The sequence below is a fragment of the Lacihabitans sp. CS3-21 genome (genome assembly GCF_024343675.1).
Lineage (GTDB): Bacteria > Bacteroidota > Bacteroidia > Cytophagales > Spirosomataceae > Leadbetterella.
In genome coordinates, this window is record NZ_RJUD01000104.1 from 142,098 (window position 1) to 164,611 (window position 22,514).

The 22,514-nt window shown below is 36.1% G+C and carries 20 protein-coding genes and 1 pseudogene; 7 read left to right on the forward strand and 14 right to left on the reverse strand.

Annotated features, from left to right (window positions below; genetic code table 11):
* Nucleotides 1-182: 182 nt before the first annotated feature.
* The 4 genes from EGI24_RS18275 to lhgO form a co-directional block, all read right to left on the reverse strand.
* Nucleotides 183-1,628 (reverse strand): NADH-quinone oxidoreductase subunit N, encoded by a 1,446-nt coding sequence (locus EGI24_RS18275; protein WP_255050000.1) that lies wholly within the window; start codon nt 1,626-1,628, stop codon nt 183-185.
* On the reverse strand, nt 1,628-3,196 hold the full coding sequence (locus tag EGI24_RS18280) for a NuoM family protein (protein WP_255050001.1): 1,569 nt from the start codon (nt 3,194-3,196) through the stop codon (nt 1,628-1,630). Before EGI24_RS18280 ends, EGI24_RS18275 begins: the two co-directional genes overlap by 1 nt.
* 1 nt (nt 3,197) lies before the next feature.
* The gene (locus tag EGI24_RS18285) at nt 3,198-5,339 is read right to left on the reverse strand and encodes an NADH-quinone oxidoreductase subunit L (protein ID WP_255050002.1); all 2,142 of its coding nucleotides are present in this window, start codon (nt 5,337-5,339) and stop codon (nt 3,198-3,200) included.
* An 84-nt stretch (nt 5,340-5,423) separates the two neighbouring features.
* A complete protein-coding gene (lhgO, locus tag EGI24_RS18290) occupies nt 5,424-6,626 on the reverse strand; it encodes an L-2-hydroxyglutarate oxidase (protein WP_255050003.1) in 1,203 nt (400 codons plus the stop codon).
* 127 nt (nt 6,627-6,753) lie between these two features.
* Here lhgO and EGI24_RS18295 point away from each other — a divergent pair, with 127 nt between their 5' ends.
* Complete coding sequence (locus EGI24_RS18295) at nt 6,754-7,044, forward strand: hypothetical protein (protein WP_255050004.1); 291 nt, start codon at nt 6,754-6,756, stop codon at nt 7,042-7,044.
* A 222-nt stretch (nt 7,045-7,266) separates the two neighbouring features.
* Entirely contained in the window at nt 7,267-9,342 is a 2,076-nt protein-coding gene (locus EGI24_RS18300) for a BatA domain-containing protein (protein WP_255050005.1), read from the forward strand.
* Here the strand turns inward: EGI24_RS18300 and EGI24_RS18305 are convergent.
* Complete coding sequence (locus tag EGI24_RS18305) at nt 9,339-10,361, reverse strand: hypothetical protein (protein ID WP_255050006.1); 1,023 nt, start codon at nt 10,359-10,361, stop codon at nt 9,339-9,341. The genes EGI24_RS18300 and EGI24_RS18305 overlap by 4 nt on opposite strands.
* Nucleotides 10,362-10,787: 426 nt before the next feature.
* Between EGI24_RS18305 and EGI24_RS18310 the strand changes: the two genes are divergently transcribed.
* From EGI24_RS18310 to gatC, 5 genes are all read left to right on the forward strand, one after another.
* Complete coding sequence (locus EGI24_RS18310) at nt 10,788-11,738, forward strand: hypothetical protein (RefSeq protein WP_255050007.1); 951 nt, start codon at nt 10,788-10,790, stop codon at nt 11,736-11,738.
* Between the two features lie 103 nt (nt 11,739-11,841).
* Nucleotides 11,842-12,876 carry a PmoA family protein gene (locus EGI24_RS18315; protein ID WP_255050008.1) on the forward strand — a complete coding sequence of 345 codons (1,035 nt, stop codon included), beginning with the start codon at nt 11,842-11,844 and terminating at the stop codon, nt 12,874-12,876.
* A 70-nt stretch (nt 12,877-12,946) separates the two neighbouring features.
* On the forward strand, nt 12,947-13,714 hold the full coding sequence (locus EGI24_RS18320; RefSeq protein WP_255050009.1) for a TerC family protein: 768 nt from the start codon (nt 12,947-12,949) through the stop codon (nt 13,712-13,714).
* A gap of 1 nt (nt 13,715) precedes the next feature.
* Nucleotides 13,716-14,462, forward strand: a complete 747-nt coding sequence (locus EGI24_RS18325; protein WP_255050010.1) for a 1-acyl-sn-glycerol-3-phosphate acyltransferase — start codon at nt 13,716-13,718, stop codon at nt 14,460-14,462.
* A complete protein-coding gene (gatC, locus tag EGI24_RS18330) occupies nt 14,452-14,739 on the forward strand; it encodes an Asp-tRNA(Asn)/Glu-tRNA(Gln) amidotransferase subunit GatC (protein WP_255050011.1) in 288 nt (95 codons plus the stop codon). The genes EGI24_RS18325 and gatC overlap by 11 nt, the downstream gene beginning before the upstream one ends.
* A 4-nt stretch (nt 14,740-14,743) precedes the next feature.
* On the opposite strand, the gene EGI24_RS18335 is transcribed toward gatC, so the two are convergent.
* From EGI24_RS18335 to EGI24_RS18375, 9 genes and pseudogenes are all read right to left on the reverse strand, one after another.
* A complete protein-coding gene (locus tag EGI24_RS18335) occupies nt 14,744-15,289 on the reverse strand; it encodes a YceI family protein (RefSeq protein WP_255050012.1) in 546 nt (181 codons plus the stop codon).
* Between the two features lie 69 nt (nt 15,290-15,358).
* On the reverse strand, nt 15,359-15,982 hold the full coding sequence (locus EGI24_RS18340; protein WP_255050013.1) for a hypothetical protein: 624 nt from the start codon (nt 15,980-15,982) through the stop codon (nt 15,359-15,361).
* An 85-nt stretch (nt 15,983-16,067) separates the two neighbouring features.
* The gene (locus tag EGI24_RS18345; protein ID WP_310586105.1) at nt 16,068-16,562 is read right to left on the reverse strand and encodes a Rieske 2Fe-2S domain-containing protein; all 495 of its coding nucleotides are present in this window, start codon (nt 16,560-16,562) and stop codon (nt 16,068-16,070) included.
* 59 nt (nt 16,563-16,621) lie between these two features.
* Nucleotides 16,622-18,052: a PorT family protein gene (locus tag EGI24_RS18350; protein ID WP_255050016.1), complete on the reverse strand. Its 1,431-nt coding sequence runs from the start codon at nt 18,050-18,052 to the stop codon at nt 16,622-16,624.
* Nucleotides 18,049-18,618: an RNA polymerase sigma factor gene (locus tag EGI24_RS18355; protein WP_255050017.1), complete on the reverse strand. Its 570-nt coding sequence runs from the start codon at nt 18,616-18,618 to the stop codon at nt 18,049-18,051. The genes EGI24_RS18350 and EGI24_RS18355 overlap by 4 nt, the downstream gene beginning before the upstream one ends.
* Nucleotides 18,619-18,751: 133 nt before the next feature.
* The gene (locus tag EGI24_RS18360) at nt 18,752-20,107 is read right to left on the reverse strand and encodes an FGGY-family carbohydrate kinase (RefSeq protein ID WP_255050019.1); all 1,356 of its coding nucleotides are present in this window, start codon (nt 20,105-20,107) and stop codon (nt 18,752-18,754) included.
* 151 nt (nt 20,108-20,258) lie between these two features.
* Nucleotides 20,259-21,365 (reverse strand): lactonase family protein, encoded by a 1,107-nt coding sequence (locus tag EGI24_RS18365; protein ID WP_255050020.1) that lies wholly within the window; start codon nt 21,363-21,365, stop codon nt 20,259-20,261.
* Nucleotides 21,366-22,046: a hypothetical protein gene (locus tag EGI24_RS18370; RefSeq protein ID WP_255050021.1), complete on the reverse strand. Its 681-nt coding sequence runs from the start codon at nt 22,044-22,046 to the stop codon at nt 21,366-21,368.
* 97 nt (nt 22,047-22,143) lie between these two features.
* A pseudogene (locus EGI24_RS18375) lies at nt 22,144-22,514 on the reverse strand (hypothetical protein); the annotation flags it as partial.

A 22,514-nucleotide genomic window follows, 5' to 3' on the forward strand; every position in this document is an offset into this window, starting at 1 on the left:
ATTTTTTTTAATAGAGTCAGCCAATTTTAAGACAACGGAGTTATTTCAAATTTACTTTTAATAGTTACTTGTACGGCCTTATAGATTTGGATATTGACTTTAAAAAAATTAGATTATTTTGGTTAAATAGGTTAAAGGAAGTGGTACTGGTTATACCGAAAGTTCAATTATGTTTCTTCGCCTCAAAACAAAACCTTCCTAACCCATTCGGTTCCGAAATCAGGGTACAAAAAGAATACCACCAAAGCTATGCTGAAGTAAGTTAGTACAACCGTAAGAAAGAAATCGGGATTGTACCTGGGTTGATTATAGCTCTTTTTGATGAGCATAAAATAAGGTACTTTTAGGTAGTAATAGATAGAAATGGCGGCATTTAAAAGCCCGAATATCAAAAGCCCGTAGTAAGCCGAGCTGTGCATGTCTTCGCCCATATTAATAATAGATGAAAAAACCATAAGCTTAGCCATAAAACCCACAGTAGGAGGGAGGCCTACCAACGCCATCATGATAATAACAGCATTTAATCCCAAAAATATATTTTTTTGCCCAATGCCTTTAAAATCCTCCATTTCATCGCTGCCGGCCTGCTTTTTCAATAAATCAGCCAAGAAAAACGCCCCCATAGTGATAGGCAAATAGGTAAGAATATAAAAAAATGCTCCATAAAAATCTGTCTGTGGGCCTTTTAAAACGCCTATTAGTATAAAACCAGCTTGGGCAATTCCTGAATAACCCAACATTCTTTTGAGGTTGGTTTGCCACAAGGCTGCCAAGTTGCCTACTATCAACGATATAAATATAATCAGTAGCAGCACCATATTCAGGTTTACAAAGTTTGCCTGAACAACTCTTGCTACCACCAAAACACCTACGGCTTTTGGAGCAAATGATAAAAATGAGATAATGGGCGTGGAGGTAGCTTCATAGACATCTGGTACCCAACTTTGGAATGGGGCTGCGGCAATTTTGAAGAATAAGCCAGCTAAAAACAAAAATGTAATGATTTGAATGATCAAAGCAGAATTGGTAGCAATCGATTTAAAAAAAACTGAATCGGCAAAGTTTAGGGTATGACCGATACCGTAGAAAAGTGAGATTCCATATAACATGATGGCACTACTGGTAGCCCCAAAAATTAGGTATTTTATGGCAGCTTCAAAATTCTTTTTATCGTTTTTGGTAGCCACTAATACATATGATGAAATAGAAACCAATTCAATACTCACATAGATAACCAGAAAATTAGTGGTCATGGCTAAAAAGCTGAGGCCTAGTAGTATACATAGTACCAGAAAGTAAATCTCGCCATCAAATTTGTATTTGAATAGGCGGCTGTGAATAAGAAATACGATGGTAGAAAGAGCAACTAATTGTTTAAAAAACAGACTGGTTTTATCTAAGATTAGTAGGTCTCCAAATAGTTTTATTCCCTCGTTTGGAAGATTTTCATAATAATAACTAGCTGAAAATGTGTAACTCAAGACCAACAAAAAAGAAAATCTGTATGGCCATTTTGAACCATCTTTTTGAAATGAAATAATGACTACCAAAAATAAAATACCTATTATCAGTATCCATTCGGGTAAAATATTCTGCGAACTGGTAAGTATTTCTAGTAATTCTGTCATTAAAAAAATTGAATTACAGTGGGATTCACGAGGTCAAACAAAATATTGGGGAATATTCCAAAAAGCAATGTTAAAACACCTAAAATGCCCAACATAATGATTTCTTTTTGGTTGAGGTCTTCAAGGTTATTTTTGAAGTCTTCTTTTGTCCAAAACTCCCCAAAAAACATCTTCTGAAAAGTCCAAAGTAGGTAAATAGCAGAAAGGACAATCCCCAAAACACCTAAAATCGGAATAACTTTAGGAATTGTGGTCGCTTGGAAACTGCCAAATAATGTGAAAAATTCACCAATAAAACCAGAAAGGGATGGCAAGCCTAAGGAACCAAAAAATGCTATGGCAACCATAACGGTGAAAATAGGCATAATTTTGGCCAAGCCTTTGAAGTTTTCTATTTCTCTGTTTTTGGTTCTTTCATACAAGACCCCCGCAATTAAGAATAGCATGGAAGAAAGTAGTCCATGGCTAAACATTTGGAAAATGGCTCCATTAAAGCCTTCAATATTAAATGCACCAATACCCAGCAAAACAAAACCCATATGGGATATAGAAGAATAAGCTATAAGTTTTTTTAAATCTTTCTGTGCTAAGGCATTGAATCCTCCATAAAGTATTGAAGTCAAGCCCATTATGTTAATTGATAAGCCATAGTTAACAGCGACATCTGGGAAAAAACCAAATGCTATTCTAATGAGTCCATAACCTCCAATTTTAAGAAGAATTCCAGCTAGTACAACTGATATGGGCGTCGGTGCTTCCACGTGAGCATCTGGTAGCCAAGTATGGAAAGGAACCATCGGTAGTTTTATTCCAAAACCTATAAACAATAAAATAAACATAAAATCTCGGGCATTTACACCAAAGATTTTAATCGGATTTACTATGTTTAGTAATGAGCCTTTCAGCAAATTGGCTTGGTCGCTGAGTATTCTGAAATCGAAACTAAATACCGTCCTTTTATATTCACTTGTAAAAAATTCATCGACGCTGGACATGGCTAAGGCGATCATCACCACCAAAATCATAACTGAGCCCACTAAGGTGTAAATGATAAATTTGAGCGATGCATAAGCTTTGTTTGGCCCACCCCAGATACCAATTAAAAAGTACATAGGAAGCAGCATGAACTCGAAGAAAATAAAGAACAAAAAGAAATCTACTGCTATAAAACAACCAATTACCGAAGCTGTTAATAACAAAAATAGACTGTAATATGCCTTTTCTTTTTTGTTTATAGAGAAAGAAGAAATGTTAGCAACAAAGAAAACAATCACCGACAACGCCACCATGGACAGACTGAGGCCATCAATACCCACTATGTAGTCTATGGATAGTATCGAAGTTTTGCCTAAAGTAAGTCTGATCCATTCAAAATGCTCCAAAAACTGGTATCCAGTGTGATTAGCTTCAAAGCCACCAATCAATGTGCCTGTGTTTATCAATAATAATATTTGCACTATTAAGGCTATCCATCTGTATGAACCCTTATAGCTTTCCGGTAGCAACAAAATGACAATTGATGCAATCAGAGGTAATATTATGAGAGAACTTAATAAGCCAGATTGCATTTTAAAAAATTATAATTTTGACTAAAACAATAAATAAAATGATAATTGCCATACCTAAAACATACAGTTGAATTTGGCCAGACTGCGATTTTCGAATATTGTTTCCTAAGTTTTTAAGGCCAAAAGAAATTTTCAAGACTAAACCATCCACTATTTTGTCGTCAATTTTAGAGCTATATTCAGACAAAGATATAACTAATGTAGAGATTTTTTTTATCAATTTGTCGACATAATTGCTTTCGATTTTTTGAAAGAAATTCGAAATTTCCAAGCTTTTTGTAATTGTTGAAGTCTTAATTTCATTGCTATATTTTTGTGAATCAATAGATTGGTTGCTTTTTATTAACAAAAAAAATGTTTTTTTATAAAAACTATCTATATAAAAATGAGATTTAGCCATCCTGAAAATATTCCTTTGCCAACCACTCTTTCTTTCGCCAAGATAATATCTTCTCAGTTCTTCATAAGTGGCATTGTAACTTATCAAAAGTGCAACAATAAACAAGAATCCAACAGCCAATGGAATCCATGGAAAGTGGGTCTCATCTTTTGGGAAAACTTCAAGAAACCATACTTCTTCAAAAGAAAAGGGATTTGAGCTGAATAAAAACCAAGTGGAACATATGGCTAAGCCAAGAACAGAAACGTCAAATACGCCTAAATTTCTTACAAAATTGATAACTTTTTCCTCACCCAAAGATTCGTTATCGGCGTTTAAGATATCTTGAAAAGACTTTATGGCACCATCAAATGTTCTTTTTGTGGAACTTATTATTTTATCGACCGGACTTTCTTGTCTTTGAAAGAATACCATTACTAACTGCCTAACCATGTAAAAAGAAGTTAGAAATGAGGTAATGCCCATCATAAATGGCACCAATATTTTTATATTTGTATATCCATCTTTTGTGCCGAAAGCTACCGCAGCATTAAGCAGTGAATCTTTAGACAAGAAACCTGAAGTAAAAGGAAGTCCAATTAGAGAGGCAGCACAGATTAAATAAGCATAAAAAACCACAGGAATTTTTAATAATAAATTACCCATCTTTCGCATATCTTGCTCGTGATGCATATAGTTGATGATTGCTCCAGCACACAAAAACAATCCTGCCTTGAAAAATGCATGCGTGGTAAGATGAAAAAACGATGCTCCAACTGCTCCCATACCCATGCCAGCTACCATAAAACCCAATTGCGATATGGTTGAGTAGGCCAAAACCTTCTTAATATCATATTGAAAAACTGCAGAAATTGCTGCCAAAACACTGGTTAGTCCACCAATAAGTGCAATTACCAAACCCGCATCGGGTGTGATGATGGGTGAAATTCTGCCTAATAAAAATACACCAGCAACCACCATAGTGGCTGCATGTATAAGGGCCGAAGCTGGCGTTGGACCCTCCATAGCGTCGGGAAGCCAAATTTGTAATGGTAATTGAGCAGATTTGGCGGCAACTCCACCAAAAACCATCAAAACAGCCAAAGTTTGAAGTCCTTCGATGGTTAAGAATGGAAAACCGAATGCAGATTTATTAAGGTTTTCTGGTGTAAAAGCATCAAAATCTAGATTTCCGTAAATTAAAAAGAGAATAAATATACCTACCATTAGAAAGGCATCTCCTAATCTATTGATTAAAAAGGCCTTGATGGCTGCTGAATTAGCAGCTTTTTTGGTATACCAAAATCCGATGAGTAAGTAAGAGCAAAATCCAACGAGTTCCCAAAATAGATACAGTTGAAGTAGATTGCCAGCCAGTACCAAACCTAACATTGAAAAAACAAACAGGTTTAAAAATGCAAAGTACCGATTGATACCGTCGTCATGCTCTAGATACTTAGTAGAGAAAAGCTTTACAAAAAAAGCAATAATCTGAACCAAAATGTACATAAAGTAGGTTTGATTGTCTATCAGGATTTTGAAATTTATATGGGTATCACCAAGGTGTAACCAATTATAGGAGATACTAAAGTTTTCTGTAGAGGGAACTTGTAAACTTGAGGAAAAAATAATGCCCAAAACACTTATTACAATTGAAATCCAACCCGATAGCTGCTTAAACACAGAATTGTTCAGACTGAGTAGCAACACAAAGCCGACCAAATAAATGAATAAATTATAGAAAATTATAGACTCTGGATTCATGTATTTTCAGAGGGCTTTAAAAAGGCAAAACTAAATATTATAATTCAGAAAAATGGAATAATGAAAATTTAAAAGGCAAATTCTTTAATTCAGTCGCTTTAATGCCATCTCAGCTACGGTTTTACCTATCGAAAGCGATGAAGTGGCTGCTGGAGACGGAGCATTCAAAACATTGATAGCTTGCTTATTTTCTATAATCGCAAAATCATCGAGAAGTCCACCGTCATAGTCACATGCCTGAGCCCGTACACCCGCACCACCCGGCACGAGGTCTTCCTTTTGGATTTCTGGAATTAAAGCTTGAAGAGCTTTTGTAAAGGCCGATTTTGAAAATGAACGATAATATTCACCTAATCCTGTTTTCCAATATTTAGCCGCTACTTTTCTGAATCCCGGCCAGGCCAATGTCTCTCCAAATTCCGAAAAATCAACAGAAAGCTTTTTGTAACCCTCTCTCCTGAATGCCAACACAGCATTTGGCCCAGCTTCAACGCCCCCGTCAACCATACGTGTAAAATGTACACCTAAGAATGGAAAGTTTGGATCAGGAACTGGATAAATAAGGTGTTTTACTAAATATTGTTTCTCAGGTTTTATTTCATAATACTCTCCTCTAAAAGGAATAATTCTTACCTTAACTTGCTCTTTTTCCGTAAACTGTGCCACTTTGTCGGAGTAAAGGCCAGCACAATTTATTACTAAAGTGGTATTGTAACTTCCTTTTGTTGTTACCACGGTAGAAACTCCATTTATTTCAGAAATAGAACTTACTTTTTCTCCTAGACGAATTTCTCCGCCCATGTTTTTAATGTTTTCGGCGTATTTTTCAGAAACAGCGGTGTAGTTAATGATACCTGTTTGAGGTACTTTTATTCCTGCTATGCCTGCCACATGAGGCTCTATGGCTTGCATTTGTTCTTTGTTCAACTTTTCTAAACCTTTCAGACCATTTTGAATCCCTCTTTCATAGAGGGTCTCAAGGCTTGCGAGCTGATCTTCACTGGTAGCAACCACTATTTTGCCGCAGAGTTCGTATTTTATGTTATTCTCATTACAAAAGTCTATCAACATGTGGTAGCCTTCTATGCAGTTTTTGGCTTTCAAACTTCCTGGTTTATAGTACAATCCTGAATGGATTACGCCACTATTATGGCCTGTTTGGTGTGCAGCAAGGCTATTTTCTTTCTCTAGCAACAATAATCGCAAACTCGGTTTGGCTTTTTTTAGATTTAGAGCTGTAGCCAGCCCGACAATACCTCCACCAATTACCACCACGTCATAATGCATATAAAAACAGCTTTAAAACCCTTAATAAGGGCTATTTGAAAATAAGGACCGAATAATTAAAATAAACTTTGGCTTTTTGGATTGCTCATTTTAAATTTGTGCAAATTTAAATGATATAAGTTTCATAATGAAAAAGAACATAGTATTCATTTTCTGTTTAGTGGCTTTGGCCTCTTGTGGATATCAGAAAAACAACCGAATTGAGCAGGATGATGTAAATGAGGGCAACGAATACGTTTATGGCGTTCACCCAGATTCAGTAGCTAGACAATTAAATGTAACCTATACAGCTAAGCCTGAGTTAGAAGCCCGTACAGCAGCGATCCGTGAAAAACTTTACGGTCCAGCTACTCCAGCTTCAACCGCAGAAACTACAGCAGCCGCTCCAGTAGCAGACAGCACTAAGGTTGGTGCTTAATTGACAATATTTTTCTCAAAGTGATTTTACAGGAATTCTACAATGATTTTTGTAAAATCACTTTTTGTTTTTTGTAAAGTCTGGTTTCTTTCGCATTTTGAGTTCAGTTTTGTCGTTATATGATGAATAACACGCTCTGCGATTGTATTTGTGGCTTTGGGAGTTTAATTTGGTCAATATTATTGTACATTTGATACGCTATAAATCTGAATTTTAGAAAATATGCAGTTTTTGTTTCCAAGTGTTTTGTGGGGATTATTAGCTTTGAGTATTCCACTCATTGTGCATCTTTTCAATTTTCGAAGAACTAAAAAAGTATTTTTTTCTAATGTAGCTCTTCTCAAAACTGTTGAAACAAAATCTTCAGCTTTCAGAAAACTAAAGCAACTGCTCATCATGGCGGTTAGAATGTTATTTTTAGCGTGTTTAATTATTGCTTTTGCTCAGCCAATATTTTTTAAAAACAAAGCAAACATTGATGCAAGGCCAGTGGGCATTAATGGTATTTATCTCGACAATTCGTTGAGTATGCAAAACACCACAGAAAGCAAACGATTTTTAGACCTGGCCATCATAAAAATTGATGAACTGCTTTCGATTTTCAATAGATCATCTAATGTACAGATGACCACAAACGATTTTGACGGGCAAGACCAGTTTGTGACAAACGCCTCAAAAGTCAAAGACAGACTTACCACTACGGATTTTTCTGAGATTCCTCGTACGCTTGAGCAGGTATATAAAAGACAAAAATCTATTGCAGAAAAACATAATCCCTCTGCTCAAAATCATTTTTTTTGGTTTTCTGATTTTCAGAAATCTACAGTTGGTAAGTTAGAAAACGTGAAGATAGATTCTAACGATAAACTGCATTTGATACCGGTGATTGGCAAGGCTTCTCAAAACGTTTTTGTTGATTCAGTTTGGTTGAGTTTGCCTGTTGTGAGAGAAATGCAGAACAATGTATTGAATGTAAAAGTCTATAATTCAGGAAATAAGGGAGTTGAGAAATTGCCGCTAAAATTGTTTATTGACAATGTGCAAGCGTCAACTTCATCGGTAAATATTTCTTCTAATAGCTCAGCAACAGCTACTTTTAATTTTACGGTTAAGGAGCGAGGTGTTCACAAAGGCAAAATTTTATTTGATGATCAGCCTATAACATTTGACAACGACTACTATTTTGTTTTAAACGCATCGCCAACTATTCGTGTTTTGCATCTTTTTGGGCAGCGTAGTCCCCAAAACTACCTTTCCAAAATGTACGCTAACGACAGTCTGTTTAAGTATAATGCATATTCAATAAGCAATTTTGACCCAGGTCAGGTACAAAATGCTGACATCGTGGTTTTGGAGGGCGTATCTACAATTGATGGAGAAACAAAATTGACACTCGAAAATTTCCTTTCTTCTGGCGGAAGTGTGGTTATTAGTCCTTCTGAAAATCCAGAAGCTGCCAGTTATCTTGCATTTTTGGGTAAATATGGTTTTCAAAATATTGAGGTCATGAATGAAGTCCCGAGTCCTGAAAACTTTGTAGATATCAACGAACCTGATAAATCCTCCCCTTTTTATGCAGATGTTTTTGAGCGAAGTTCTTTCAATAGTTTGGTGAGTTTGCCCAAGTCTATGCCTAAGATGCAGTGGGGTGGTGCAGCCGAAAAACTACTGAGTTTCAGAAATGGGAAGGCTTTTCTTACCAGAACTAAAGTGGGAGATGGGGTATTATATTTATTAGCTAGCCCGCTCAATTCCAAATTTGGAAATTTTGTAGAACATGCTTTTTTTGTGCCAACATTTTACAAAATGGCCTATTTGAGTAGCAAATCAGATAGGTTGGCATACAATTTCAGCGAATCATCTATAAGTTTTTTTATGCCAAATGCACCTAAAAATGCAACGTATAAACTCAAAAATGATAAGTTAGAGATTATTCCGGTACAAAGGTTATTGGGAAAAACACTCAATCTTACACTTCCAAAATCTTCTGAACTTAGCGAAGGACAACTTTTTGGCTCAGGTTTTTATGATTTGGTAATAAACGGAAAAGTGGAAAAAACGCTTGCTCTTAATCATGATCATTTAGAGTCTAAACTCGACAATTACAGTTCTGAAAACCTCCGAGATATTTTTGAAAATCAAAAAAACGTGGAAGTTTACGACGATATCTTTGACGGTAGTTTCATAGAAGCCTTTAGAGACACATCATTAGGCAAACCACTCTGGAAATACTTTATAGTTGCTGCCTTGGTTTTTTTATTGGTAGAAATTCTGCTGATTCGTTTTTTGAAATCTTAAAACGCTGTGACCATCTTCAAACTCATTTCTACTACTTCGCCCATCGACTCACAAGCCAAAAAAGCCTTGTTTTTGTAATGTTGGGAGAGTTCTTTTCTCAACTGACCCAAGTTTTCGTCTAGGTGTATTTTGTCTGTTTTCATACATTCTAGTAGGTCATGTAGTTTTACTTTTTCGTCTTTCATTCGGTGGGCAATCAGCGACCTTTCTTCAATTTGATATTGCTTCACCGACTCCGAAGTCATGTATTTCATCCCCATTTCTATGATGGCATTGTTTTGTTTAAAATACTGCGGCATATACACCGACTTGGAGGCTTCATATGACTGTTGGTCAAAATCTATGGCTCGAATTCGGTAGTGAAAATCTTCAAAATCTGGCGTTACGATAATCACAAAATTGGACGAATGCATGTCACCTAAAAGCCTTACAAAGCAACGTTCATTAAATTTTATAAACTCTTTGGTGAGCCTAATAGGATTTAGATTAATGTCATTGAGGTGGTTTTGCATAAAAAGGTCACCCGTAATACCAGCAATGTGTTCTTCTATCAAAGTTTCCTCACAAGTGAAATAAGACATTACATTGGGCGACAAAAGATGCTCAAGTTCAAGTCCATAAATTCTGGAAGCATCGGCTTTTTTTATATAAAAATAGTCGTAGTTGTCGTTTACTTTGTTGCTAATTCGGATTCTAAACGGCAGCGTATTGGCATAGGTACAAATATCCACTCGGTCCACTACCAAGTGTTTAATTACAGATTCATCGCCATCGGTTTTGAGGTCTGCGTAGATATTTTTGAGATTTTCGTATATCTCTACAAGGTCGGTTTGAGAATAAAACACCGTTTCCCAAAGCGTATCGTTGCCATTTTTATCATACAGCGTTATTTTGTTATCATATCTCAAAAGGTCGCTGTATTTGAGTGGCGAATCTATCTCACGGCCTGTATCTCGAAGGTATTTTCGGAGAAGTGGGGATATTTTGAAAGGTATTTTTTTCTTTGATATGAGTGCCATAAGTTTGTCTGAGCTTAGATTTTTTGATTAAATTGATATTGTTTATTTCAAATCAGGATTCATAATTGCTTTTCTACGTCATAAAAAAATGCGTATAAAAGTAAAAATAATGATAAGAAATTTAATTGCATCTAAATGTACCCTCTAGTAATGGATTAAAATATATTAATATTTGCAAATGATTATTTTTATTCTTTTTCAGGGATTTTATTTTTGATAAATATAATTATAAAGTCTAAGCAAACTGCTCTTAATTCTTTTAATAAAATATGATAATTGAACAATCACCGTTATATAAATTGTACATTGAACCATGGGTGTTTTATTAGTATTTAATGGTTGAATGCTGAATATTAGCCACAATAAGCTTTGAATACAAAAATAAAAATATATTTTTGTATCATTAATACCTATAAAAATAACATTATGGAAGAATCAAATAACGGAAGTAATTCAATCATAAAAGCAGGCCTTGTATTGGCTTTAGCAGTGGCGGCAATTTTTGGATACTTGTATTTTAATGAGAAACAAGAGAATTCTCAAAACAATGTATCTATTACTGAAAAAACAAACGAGCTTTTAAGAACCAATACCAAATTGGATTCTATTTCAGCCCAATTAGATGCTAAAATAGCCGAAATTTCAGCATTGGGAGGCCAAGTAGAAGAGTTGGAGGCTTTGAAGGCGGCATTGCAAAAAGATAAAAAGGCTTTGATGTCTTCTAAGAGTTTTGATGCCAAAGAGTATCAAAATAAAATAAAGACTTATGAGGCTATGTTGCTTGAAAAAGATGCCGAAATAGCTAAGCTTAAAGAAGAGAATGCTGTTTTGAACAACCAAAATCAGGTATTGAATTCTGAGAATACAGGTCTGAAATCTACAAATACGGATTTGAGAACAGCCAAAGAAGCACTTTCAGATTCAGTGTATAAAACTACGGTGCAGAATAGAGAGTTATCAGAAAAAGTTACTTTAGCATCGGCTTTAAGACCCATGAATTATACGGTGGCCGCTATAAACTCTAGAGGAAAGGAAAGAGATGGAGAAGAGTTTAAGGCTCGTAAAGTGGATAGGGTGAAAATCGCTTTCAAATTGGCTGAAAACCCTCTGACGAAAAAGGAAAATAAAACCATTTACATGAGAATGATAGACCCAACCGGCAATGTTATCTCTGATATGGCTACTGGCTCTGGAGCGTTTAGTTTTGGTGGAAGAGAGACTATTTATACTGCCAAGCAGACTGTTATGTATTCCAACTCCGGTCAAACTGTAGAGTACATTTACAACAGAGGTGCTAATTACGAAAAAGGAGCATACAAAATTGAACTTTACGCAGATGGCTTCAGAATAGGACAAACAAGCTTTAATATCAAGTAATTTTCAGTTATTTAGCAATAAAAGTATTAAAAAAAGCGGTCTTAGGGTCGCTTTTTTTGTGTTTAAATGGAGTAAATTTGGGTCATATTTCAACCAAAATTTTATGAAAAAATACGCATTTGTTTTTTGTTTAATATCTGTAACGGCTTTTGCTCAAAAATCAGTAAAAATCACCTCATTGCCTGAGGAGAAAAAAGTAGAAGTAAAAATAGGTGGTAGTTTGTTTACCAATTATTTCTATCCTGGCAAAGATGTGCTTAAGAAAGCTGTTCTTTACCCTGTTTTGAGTCCAAAAGGAACCTTAATCACGAGAGGCTGGCCTTTAAATCCCCGTAAAAACGAACGTATAGACCATCCGCATCATGTGGGCGTATGGCTAAATTATGAGTCGGCCAATGGTCATGATTTTTGGAATAACTCCATAGAAGTAGAAAAAGCCAAAGATCCAAGAACTTTTGGAACCATCGTACATACGGGTATAACAAAGATAAAGTCCGGTAAAAAGAAAGGGGAGTTGGTCGTTACCGCTGATTGGTTAGATAAAAACGGCAATAAGATGCTGGAAGAAACGACCCATTTTGTGTTTGAAGGAAACGGAACATCTAACATTGTGGATAGAATTACCACTCTGAAAGCTGTCGTGGATAAGGTAGTTTTTAAAGATGTAAAAGACGGTCTGTTTGCGATTCGTCTGGCTAGAGAATTGGAATTGCCAAGTAATAAACCTGAGGTTTTTACCGATGCTGCTGGGTTGGCTACCAAAGTGCCAGTTATGAATAATGATGGCGTAACTGGCAATTACCTCAATGCACAAGGAATAAAAGGGGAAGATACATGGAGCAAACGCTCAGAGTGGGTCACGCTGCAAGGTAATATAGAGAAAGAGGATATTTCGGTAACCATCATAGATCACCCAACGAATATCAATTATCCTTCATATTGGCACTCAAGAGGTTATGGTCTGTTCAGCGTAAATCCTTTGGGCGAAAAAGCATTTACTAACGGAGCAAAAGAGACCAATAAGACAATTTCAAATGGGGAAAGCATTACTTTTAAGTATCGTTTGGCCATCAGTTCAACCAAATTGAGCCCTGCGGAAATAGAGCTTATGTCGCAAAACTTCGCTAAAAGGTATTAAAAATATGTAAGTGGTAGAATAGATATTGAAAATTTGGTAATTTTGTAAAAAAATTACTCACTGAACTACAATGCAAGAACTATTAACTACCGCAGCACTAACTAGTGTGTTTACCCTTACTGTTTTGGAGATAATATTGGGTGTTGACAATATTATTTTTATTTCTATAATTTCGGGAAAACTACCAGCTGAAGAGCAATCTAAAGCAAGAAATATTGGTCTAATTTCAGCTATGTTTATTCGCATAGGCCTCTTATTTGTATTGGGTTTTATTTTAGGTTTAGAAAAAGAGCTTTTTAATATTTCGGATTTTGGATTACCTATAGACGAAGGCATGACCGGTAAGGATTTGATTTTGCTCGGTGGAGGTTTGTTTTTGTTGTATAAATCTACCTCAGAGATTCACCACAAATTAGAAGGCAAAGAGGATGATTTAGGAAATTCTAAAAAAGTTACTTCTAGTTTGACCAAGGCAGTTATCGATATTTCTGTCATAAACATAATTTTTTCTATAGACTCGATAATAACAGCCATCGGTATGACACAAATTATTTCTGTTATGGCTGTCTCAGTAGTGTTATCAACAGTGGCCATGTTGCTTTTTGCTAAAAATGTCGGAGAGTTTGTAGATAAGCACCCAACAGTAAAAGTTTTGGCCTTATCGTTTTTGGTGATGATCGGTACTTTGTTGGTGGCAGAAGCCTTCCACGTGCATGTACCTAAGGGTTATGTTTATTTTGCTATGGCGTTTTCTTTTTTAGTAGAAATGCTCAATATCAAAATGCGGACAAACTCCAAAAAGCCGGTGAAGTTGCACACCCATGTGAAAGAAGATTAATATGCAAAAAAGGCGTATGGGTGTTTTTACCTACCTTTTTAATTTCTGGTGTATTGCTTGGCTAATAATTATCTTTGTGGCATTATTCCCTTTTATTTTTGCTTGTATAAAAATAAAAAGGCTAAACAGATACGGCACAAAACTCACCAATATTTGGGCAGATGTTTTTTTCTTGATTTCAGGAATGCCCGTTCAAATAGAGCATAGATTTAAGCCTGATGCAAATAATACTTATGTTTTTGTAGCTAACCATTTTTCTTATTTGGATGTTGCGGTAGGAATGAAAGTAGTCAGAAACTATTTTTCTTACATGGGCAAAAGTTCTGTAAAAAATATCCCTTTACTGGGTTATATGTTTGCCAAACTGCACATTCAAGTAGACAGGAGCGATAAAGAGAGTCGTTCTAAATCCATGATGCGGTCAAAGAGGGCTTTGGATACAGGCAGAAGTCTTTTTATAATGCCGGAGGGCGGAATCATTAGTCATGAAATTCCGAAAATGCATCAGCCCTTTAAAGACGGGGCTTTTTTGTTGGCAATTGGTTCTAAAGTTCCGATTGTTCCGATTACTTTCTTAAATTTGTACGAAATAATGCCTGATAAAACGATATTTTGGGGTTTACCCAAAGTGATTGTGCATGAGCCTATTGATACTTCTATTTATTCAAAAGAAAACTTAGAGGAGCTCAAAACACGGGTTCATGAGGTTATTCAAAACGAGCTAGACGCTTATAAAAATGGAAATTGACTTAGAAACGATACGAAAAATTGCTCATTTGGCTAGGCTCGAACTTAAGCCGGAAGAAGAAGAGCAGATGTCAGGCGATTTTGCCAAGATATTGGATTGGATGAATCAGTTGAATGAACTGGATACGAGTAATGTAGATCCACTGATGCACATGCATCAAGGAGTAAACGTTTTCAGAAAAGACATTGCCAAAAACGAATTGACAAAAAAAGAGGGACTTGTAAATGCCCCTCTAAAAAATGACGATTATATAATGGTACCTAAGGTGATGGAATAATCCCTTACAAGTTGAATACCATATTGAAGCTTAGACTTATTTTTTCGTCTGCTTTAACACCCATCAAGCCTGGAGGTTCTACCCCGTAGTCTTTCATGTTAATTTCAAATTTGCCTTCAATTTTTAAATTGTCACCTGATGCAGCTTTCTTTGCTTTTACTTCTATGGGCTTAGTAACGCCATGAAAAGTTAAATTTCCTTTGATAGTAAGCAGGTTATTTGCCTCTTGGATATTATTAGCAGAAAAGGACACATTTGGAAATTTAAGAGCTTCTAGTGCTTCTAAGGCATGAGAGTCACGGTTTGAATTGCCACTATCAAATGATTTTACAGGTACTACAACTGCCACAGCTTCTATTGCTGAGGTTTTGTCGTTATAGACTATAATACATTTATTCGCAGTAGATTTAGCATCCCAGTCGTGCATGGGGTGTTTCATGGCATATTGCACATAGGATGTCTTTTTATCAGCTTCAATTTTCTTTTTTTCTTGGGCTTTTGTTACCAAAGAAATCAGAATTAAGCCAAGGAATATGACTGTTTTTTTCATTATTGTATCTTTATTTTAACCTTAATTGTATTTACGACTTTTAAAGAATAAAAGATGTAAAGTGTGTTCTCAAAACTCAAACTTAATGGTTGCAATAGCGGCAGTATATGCACCAAAAGTAGTAAAAGCAGCTGCCCGATGCCATTTTTTTATGTTTGCTGGGTTTGAGTTGCCGTCTATTTGTTGGCTTAACACATTCGTGGCAATCATACCTGAAAGATGCACATAGGATAATATTTTGTGCAGCTTAATATTATCGAATTTTTTGCGATTAACCATAGGAGGTGGTGCAGTGAAGCTCATCAATGCGGTGGTGATGTATCCGATGTTTATACCTGTAGCTATTCCTTCATGCGTGTTTTTGAGTTTGTCGGTATAATTACCCGGTTTGTAAAGTCTCGAACCAACAATGCCTTGTGCCAACATACCGGCTGCTGTGGCTAAACCTACTGCCTGATGTATTCTAAACATAGTTCGTCGTATTTTTAATTCATGCTCACGTGTTTCGTTTGTTAAAACTTTTGGAGCAATACCTACCTTTCTATACAATCCGTGCTCACCCCAAAGCATACGCTGGGTAATTAGCATTCTGTCTGGCAAAAGACTTTCAGTAGTGGAGCTTTCATCTCTTGTGAGGTCTAATAGTAGACTATCAGCAGCTGTATTTTGAGCATGCGATACTATAGAACACACTATGAGAATTGTGCAAAAGAAATATTTAAACATGATTATGGTATGTTAATGCATCAAATGTACACCTTATATTTATGAATTATCCTCAGCTTATCTTTAAAGTATTGGCAGTGGCATCAAACGAGGCCTTGTAAACTTTTAGAGAAGATGTTGCAGGAGATATTTGAACAGACCCGTCAATTCCAAACTCTGATCCGTGGTTGCTACAAAAGAAGTCTTTTTGGTCCTTTCTGTAAGCCAATGTAGTTCCTTCGTGTGTACAAGCTTTAGAGAGTGCAACATAGGTCCCCCCAGCATTTGCGACAATCACTGCACCAATCACTGCAAATTCACCGTCGGTAGTCAATTTAGAATAGGTGGCATTTTTTAGATCAATTGTAAAATCAATAGAAGCTCCTGTAGTTGTTCCAGTTACACCGGAGGAAGTGTTGTTTCCAGTATTACCAGTGTTTGGGTCAGGTGTAACTGTCTCTTCTTCAGAGCTACATGCACTTACTAGCCCAATGCAATAAACAGCCATTAATGCTTTTGAAGATAAACCCAAAGTTTTCAGAAACTGGCCTCTAGATTGTTTGTTCATTTCCATAGTTCAACAATTATAGTTTTTAGATTTTTATGAATCTATCTACGGAAAACCATTCATTTTGGTTGCATTATTTTTTTGGGTGCCTGTGTTTTTATATTTAAAAATAGGCCAGTGGTTAGCAATTTAACATTACCAAAACCAACATTTTTTATGGGAATTTTTACAAATGGTTCAAGTTGAACGCTCAGGAAATTGGTAAGTTTTCTTTCTATACCAAGAGACATATTTACTACTCCTGCACCAAAAAAACCGGAACTTCCTTCCCATTTTCGCCATTTTAAATTAGGGTCGGCGTCGTTTTCATAGAAATATTCGTATTTCTCATTGATCATTTTGTAATTGGTAATGCCCAATGTGGTGTAGAGTTGGTTAGAACCTTTTTTTAGGATTTGATAAGAAAGTGAAATAGGGATATCTAACATGTCACATGTGGCTTCTACTTCTCTTAGTGGAGACGACGGTTTTCCCCATTTTACTGGCCAGGCGTAGTCTTCGGGGTATGCATCATAAAGTTTAAGAGATTTTATAACTCCAGCTCTCAAAGCCCATTTCTGACTTATTTTATAATCTAAAATAACTTGGAGGTTATAACCCAAAGGTCCAAATTCGCTTGCAACCACTTTGCTATAATCTGGCGAAAACCCGAGATTTAAAGCGAATTTTTGGAATGTGTTTGTTTTCTCTGAAGGGAGTACGGCTGAAATTTCGTTAGAAGCCGTCTGATTGACGTTTTGATTTGATTGGTTAGTTAAAATTACCACAGTGTCCTCCTTGAAATAAGCTTCTTGTGGCTGAGGTTCAGCTTTTATGGCAGCTATTTCCTTGGCACTGCCAATCTCAGATTTTTTCTCAGATATCGCTACTTGGGTCTTTTCTTCAGTTCGCTCTAAATCAGGTTTTTGGGTTGATTGAGTCTCGTTATTGATTTTTTGGGACAACAATTCATCATTAGGAATTGTACTATTAGGAATTTGGTTGTTTTGGGTAAATTCAGGCTTTAAATTATCTTTTGCCAAAACTTGTATCGGGGCAGAGTTAGTGTCGTATTTTTTGGCGAAATTAGTCTTCTTCTTTTCTTCTGTCTTTATTCCTGTTTGTATTTTTATTGAATTCGAATCCTTGGAATAGTCAACTTGGTTTGTAACACTTTTTTGTTTTGTATTTTCCGCTTGAGCAATTTGTTTTTGGGTTTTATTTTCTGCTAAAGGTATATTTTTTTTGTTTTTATTTTCAAAATTTGTATGCTTAGTCTCTAGGTTTTCTTTCTTAAAATATAAAGTAGAAATAATCCCCAATGCTCCAAATATGAGTAAGGCAGCCGCTGATCTCCAAAAAATCAAAAAACGTCTTTTACGATTTTCTTCTTCCAGTTTTTCTTCCATGAGTGGCCAAGCATCGGGCCATACTTCCTCCTTATGATTTAAGGAAATATCCCTCAATGCATCGTCGAATTCCTCATCTGATATGTCGTTCCAATCTTTCATTGCTGTTTTATTTTGTGGGATTCTATAACTTTCAGGAAATTTCGCAGCATTTCTCGTGCTCTAGACAGGTTTGATTTTGAAGTTCCCACCGAAATATTCATCATTTTGGCAATTTCTTCATGCGAATATCCCTCAACAACATATAGGTTGAAGTTTATTTGATAGTTTTTAGGAAGTTTTTTCGCAATCAACAACAACTCTTCGTATCCCATTTTTTGAATAGGATTAACTTCCTCATTCGGAAATGAGTAAACACTCTCAATATCCAGATGATGATAGTGCTTGTTTTGACTTCTATATGCGTCTATTGCTGTATTTACCACAATTCTTTTTAGCCACACATTGAATGGCCTCGTAAAATCATAAGTGTTTATTTTTAGGAATACCTTTAGGAATGCATCGTTCAGAACTTCCAGAGCTTCGTCTTTTGACTTTGAATAACGCAAACATATACTCATCACAAATCCAAAGTATTGCTTATAAAGCAATTCTTGACTCTTTCGGTCTGCTTTAAGGCATCCTTCAAGTAAGTATCTGAGCTTTTCAGACTCTGGAATTGGATTCATAGTACATCAATAGTTACGGAGTAGAATTGTAATGGGTTGCAATTTCCGTAATACCAATGTAGTTACATTAATTGGATTTTCAAATAATGGCTTGTGATAATTATTTAAAAAGCTTAGTTTTTAGGTCTTTTTTTTAGAAAAATCTACTTAATTTCAATTTAGAATCATCAAAAATTTTGTCTGACCAATACGCTGATATCACCAATGCTGCTCCCAGTGCAGAAGCTTGGGCTACTTCTGAAGCATAAATTTCGGAGTTAAAAAAAGCTTCAGAAAGAAGATTCATAAAAATGGGGTTTTTTGAGAATCCGCCATCAACAAATATTTTCTTTGGTATATTTTTTCCAAAAACCAACTTCGTAGAAGCCACCTGTTGGGCTACCAAGTCCATAATAAACTGATGATAGGCTTGTTCGAAACTTTTGAATTGGTTGAGATTCCGCTCTACAAACGGGCATTCACGGAGTTGGCCCAAGTCAGTTTTGTCTGGTGTGGCCTGTGTGTGCGTTTTTCTTAATATTTGAATGATCTTGTAATCAAACTTTACGGTTTTATAATATTCCCAATCTACTTCAAAATAACTTGAAAGATGTTTGATCTGTCTTTCGTGTTCATTGCCCGAAAACAAGCGAGACGCTCTAACGGACTTTCCTTCATAGCTCAAGAAGTTGAGACAGTCACTCTCGAGTTCACGTTGGCTTAACGGTTCCTCATTGAAAGGATTGATACTAATGCACCAAGTACCGGTTGAAATTAGTACAAAAGGCTCTTTGATGGTTTTCATGTATGGAACCAAGGCCGAAGAGCTATCATGAATACCCGGGCCAATGGGTATTCCGTCTTTGATAACCGCTTGGCTGGCTGAAACTGACGGCAAAAGTCCTGATTCGAGGTGTTCATTCTCGAGCCAATGGTGGTAGGCTTGCTTCGTGAAATCCCACATGGCGGTATGGCAGCCCACACTTGTAAACTCCGACTGCGGAATTTGGCTGAACACATAGCTCAAATATTGTGGAAAATGAAGACTATATTTGGTATTTTTGAAAACTTCAGTTTTTTGATATTTCAGCCAGTACAATTGCATGCCTGAGTTTAGCATGCCTAAGTCTGGGGAGGCAGTATCGCTAAAAAATGTGGACAATGGGCCATATTTTTCTTCAAAAGTCTTTTTGAGTTCTTTAGGAAATGCCTTGAGATAGTTGTACAAAGGAGCTATGGTTTTGCCTTGGTGGTCTAAATGGACCAAACTGGCTCCATAGCCTGAAAAATTAAGGCCTTTGATGCTGAACTCGGGATTGTTTTTTACTAATTCAAATTCTGATTTAAGCCAATTGTTCAAAGAATGCAGGTCGTCACATGCTTCGCCATCGTCATCTAGAATTTCAGGAAATGATTTTGTTTTTTCATATACCACTTCATAATTTTCATTAAAAGCCAATATTTTTTTATTGGTTTTACCGATATCAAATACAACACAAATGTTCTGCATATATTTTTTAGACTTTCTTTCAAAAACACTTCAAGATACAAAAATGCTCAAAACTATTTTTAATAGTCACCCTGACTCTCTTGTTTTGTCATAAATTAGGTTTTTAACTTCGAAAAGCGTTTTGTAGCCTTAGATATTTCTGTGAAAATAATCAAAGAAATTTAATACATACCGGCATCGAAATATTTATTTCTTTTAAAGTGTTTTTTAGCAAACCTGTAGATGCATTTCTCTCGAAAATCACGATGTTATCGGTGTTTTGGTTTGCTACAAAAACGTATTTGCCATCTGGCGAAATTGCGAAATTTCTAGGTACTTTTCCTCCCACAGGTGTTTGATCTAACTGCTTTAATTTTCCTGTTTTTGGGTTTATGGCAAAGGTCACAATGGTATCGTAAAAGCGATTGGAGCCATAAAGGAATTTGCCATCGGGTGAAATGTGTATATCAGCACAAGCATTGTTTACTTTAGATCCTTCGGGGAGTGTACTGACTTCTTCTAGCGTCTTGAGTAGCCCATTTTTGTATGAAAACAAAGTGACTTTTCCTGTAAGTTCTTGAATAACATAGGCATAAGGCAAGCTTGGATGAAAAGTGAAATGCCTTGGACCAGAGCCTGCAGTTAACTTTATCCTTTGGGCCTCTTTTAGTTTTCCATTTTTCGCATCAAAAGCATAGTTTACTACTTCGTCAATTCCTAAATCTGCAACGAATAGGTTTTTGTTATCTGGCGAAATATTTACCGAATGTACATGGGGTTTTTCTTGACGGTCTTTATTTGGGCCAGTTCCGTAATGTTGAATAATTTGCTTTGGTTCACCCAATTTACCATCAGCTTTTACAGGCAAAACGGCCAAACTGCCTCCGGTATAATTTCCTGTAAAAATCCATTTGCCTGTCTTATCCAATGCTATATGACAAGGATGTGCTCCGCCGGAGTTAACAATATTTGAATGTTTGAATTGTCCAGTATCCTGATTGAAGTTTAAAACTTGTACACTTCCACCATCGGTTTCGCAGACAGTGTATATATATTTATTGTCTTTCGAAATATCCAAAAACGATGGGTTGTCTATTTTGTCAGAATGACTGATTATAGTTGATGAAAGCGTTTCTTTATCAATAGAAACATAATACACACCTTCAGAAGTCTTTTGGGTATACGTTCCGACCAATATATTATAAGCATTACTTTTTTGAGCCAAAAGCTGACCCGAGCAAAATAAGGTTAAAATTAAAATACCGAATGATTTTTTCATTTATTTCAGTGTCTCGTTTAGTTTACTTTTAATTATGGAAGCCCACACGTCGTAACCTTTTTGGGTTTGGTGGAGTTTGTCGCTGATGAAATACTCATCTATAGGCAAACCATCAGCACCTAAATATTGAGCTTCAGTCTCGATAAATTGTAAGTTCTTTTTGGTTTTGCAATAAGCCTGAATCAATGCATTTGCTTCTCGTGCTTGTGGCCAAACTTTCCAACGAGACTTGTTAGGTGTAATGGCAATAAAATAGATAGGTTGATTTTTGTATTTTTTTCTGACTATTTTTTCTAGCGATTTAAACATACCTAATACTTGTCTTGGTGTTTTGTCCTCCTTTCCACCAGTGATGTCATTGGCAACAAATACTACCAAAGCTCTGAACTCATGTGGATAAATAATGCGTTTGGCATAGACTAATAAATCGGTAAACTTAGCACCTCCATAACCGCGTTGAATGGCTGGGTAGGGTGCCATGTCTTTTTCTATGTTTTTCCAAAGTCTTATGCTCGAGCTTCCTACATACAATATAGCATTTTCAGGGTCTTTTTCGACTTTGTCTTTGGCTTCGAGTTTCTGTATTTCTGGTTCCCAGCTTTTTGCTGCTTCCTGAAATTTTCGGGTAGGGGAGCAGGAAAGGATGATAAAAGAGTAAGCTATAAAAAGAAGGTTCTTCATAATTTGAGGAAGGTTGAATTAAGGATGCAATTTATAAAATATGATAGATTTTCCGTAATTAATTTAAAGTCATTTGGTCATTTTACCAACAATTTCCTCAAAACGCCTCACCCACAGTTGCATAAAAATTGCCAGAAGTGTAGGGAGAAAGTGCGTAATCAATTCTTAAGTTTAGGTGATTTTTGGTGGCTATTCTTAGTCCTAGACCGTAGGTGTATTTTGGGTATTTGAATCTCAATAAATCGTTTTGGTCTCCAAGAAATGCCATGGAACCAAAGCCCACTACTCCGAACATTTTCCAGACTTCTTGCCTGATTTCAGTCTGTAGGATCATGGCGTTTTTATCTCTAAAATAGCCCTCGTAGATGCCCCGCATTTTTTGTTGACCTCCCAAGTAAGCCATTTGGTTGAATGGGACATTACCGATGTTGGAAGTGGCAATGATTTGTTTGGCAAAAACTGTTTTAG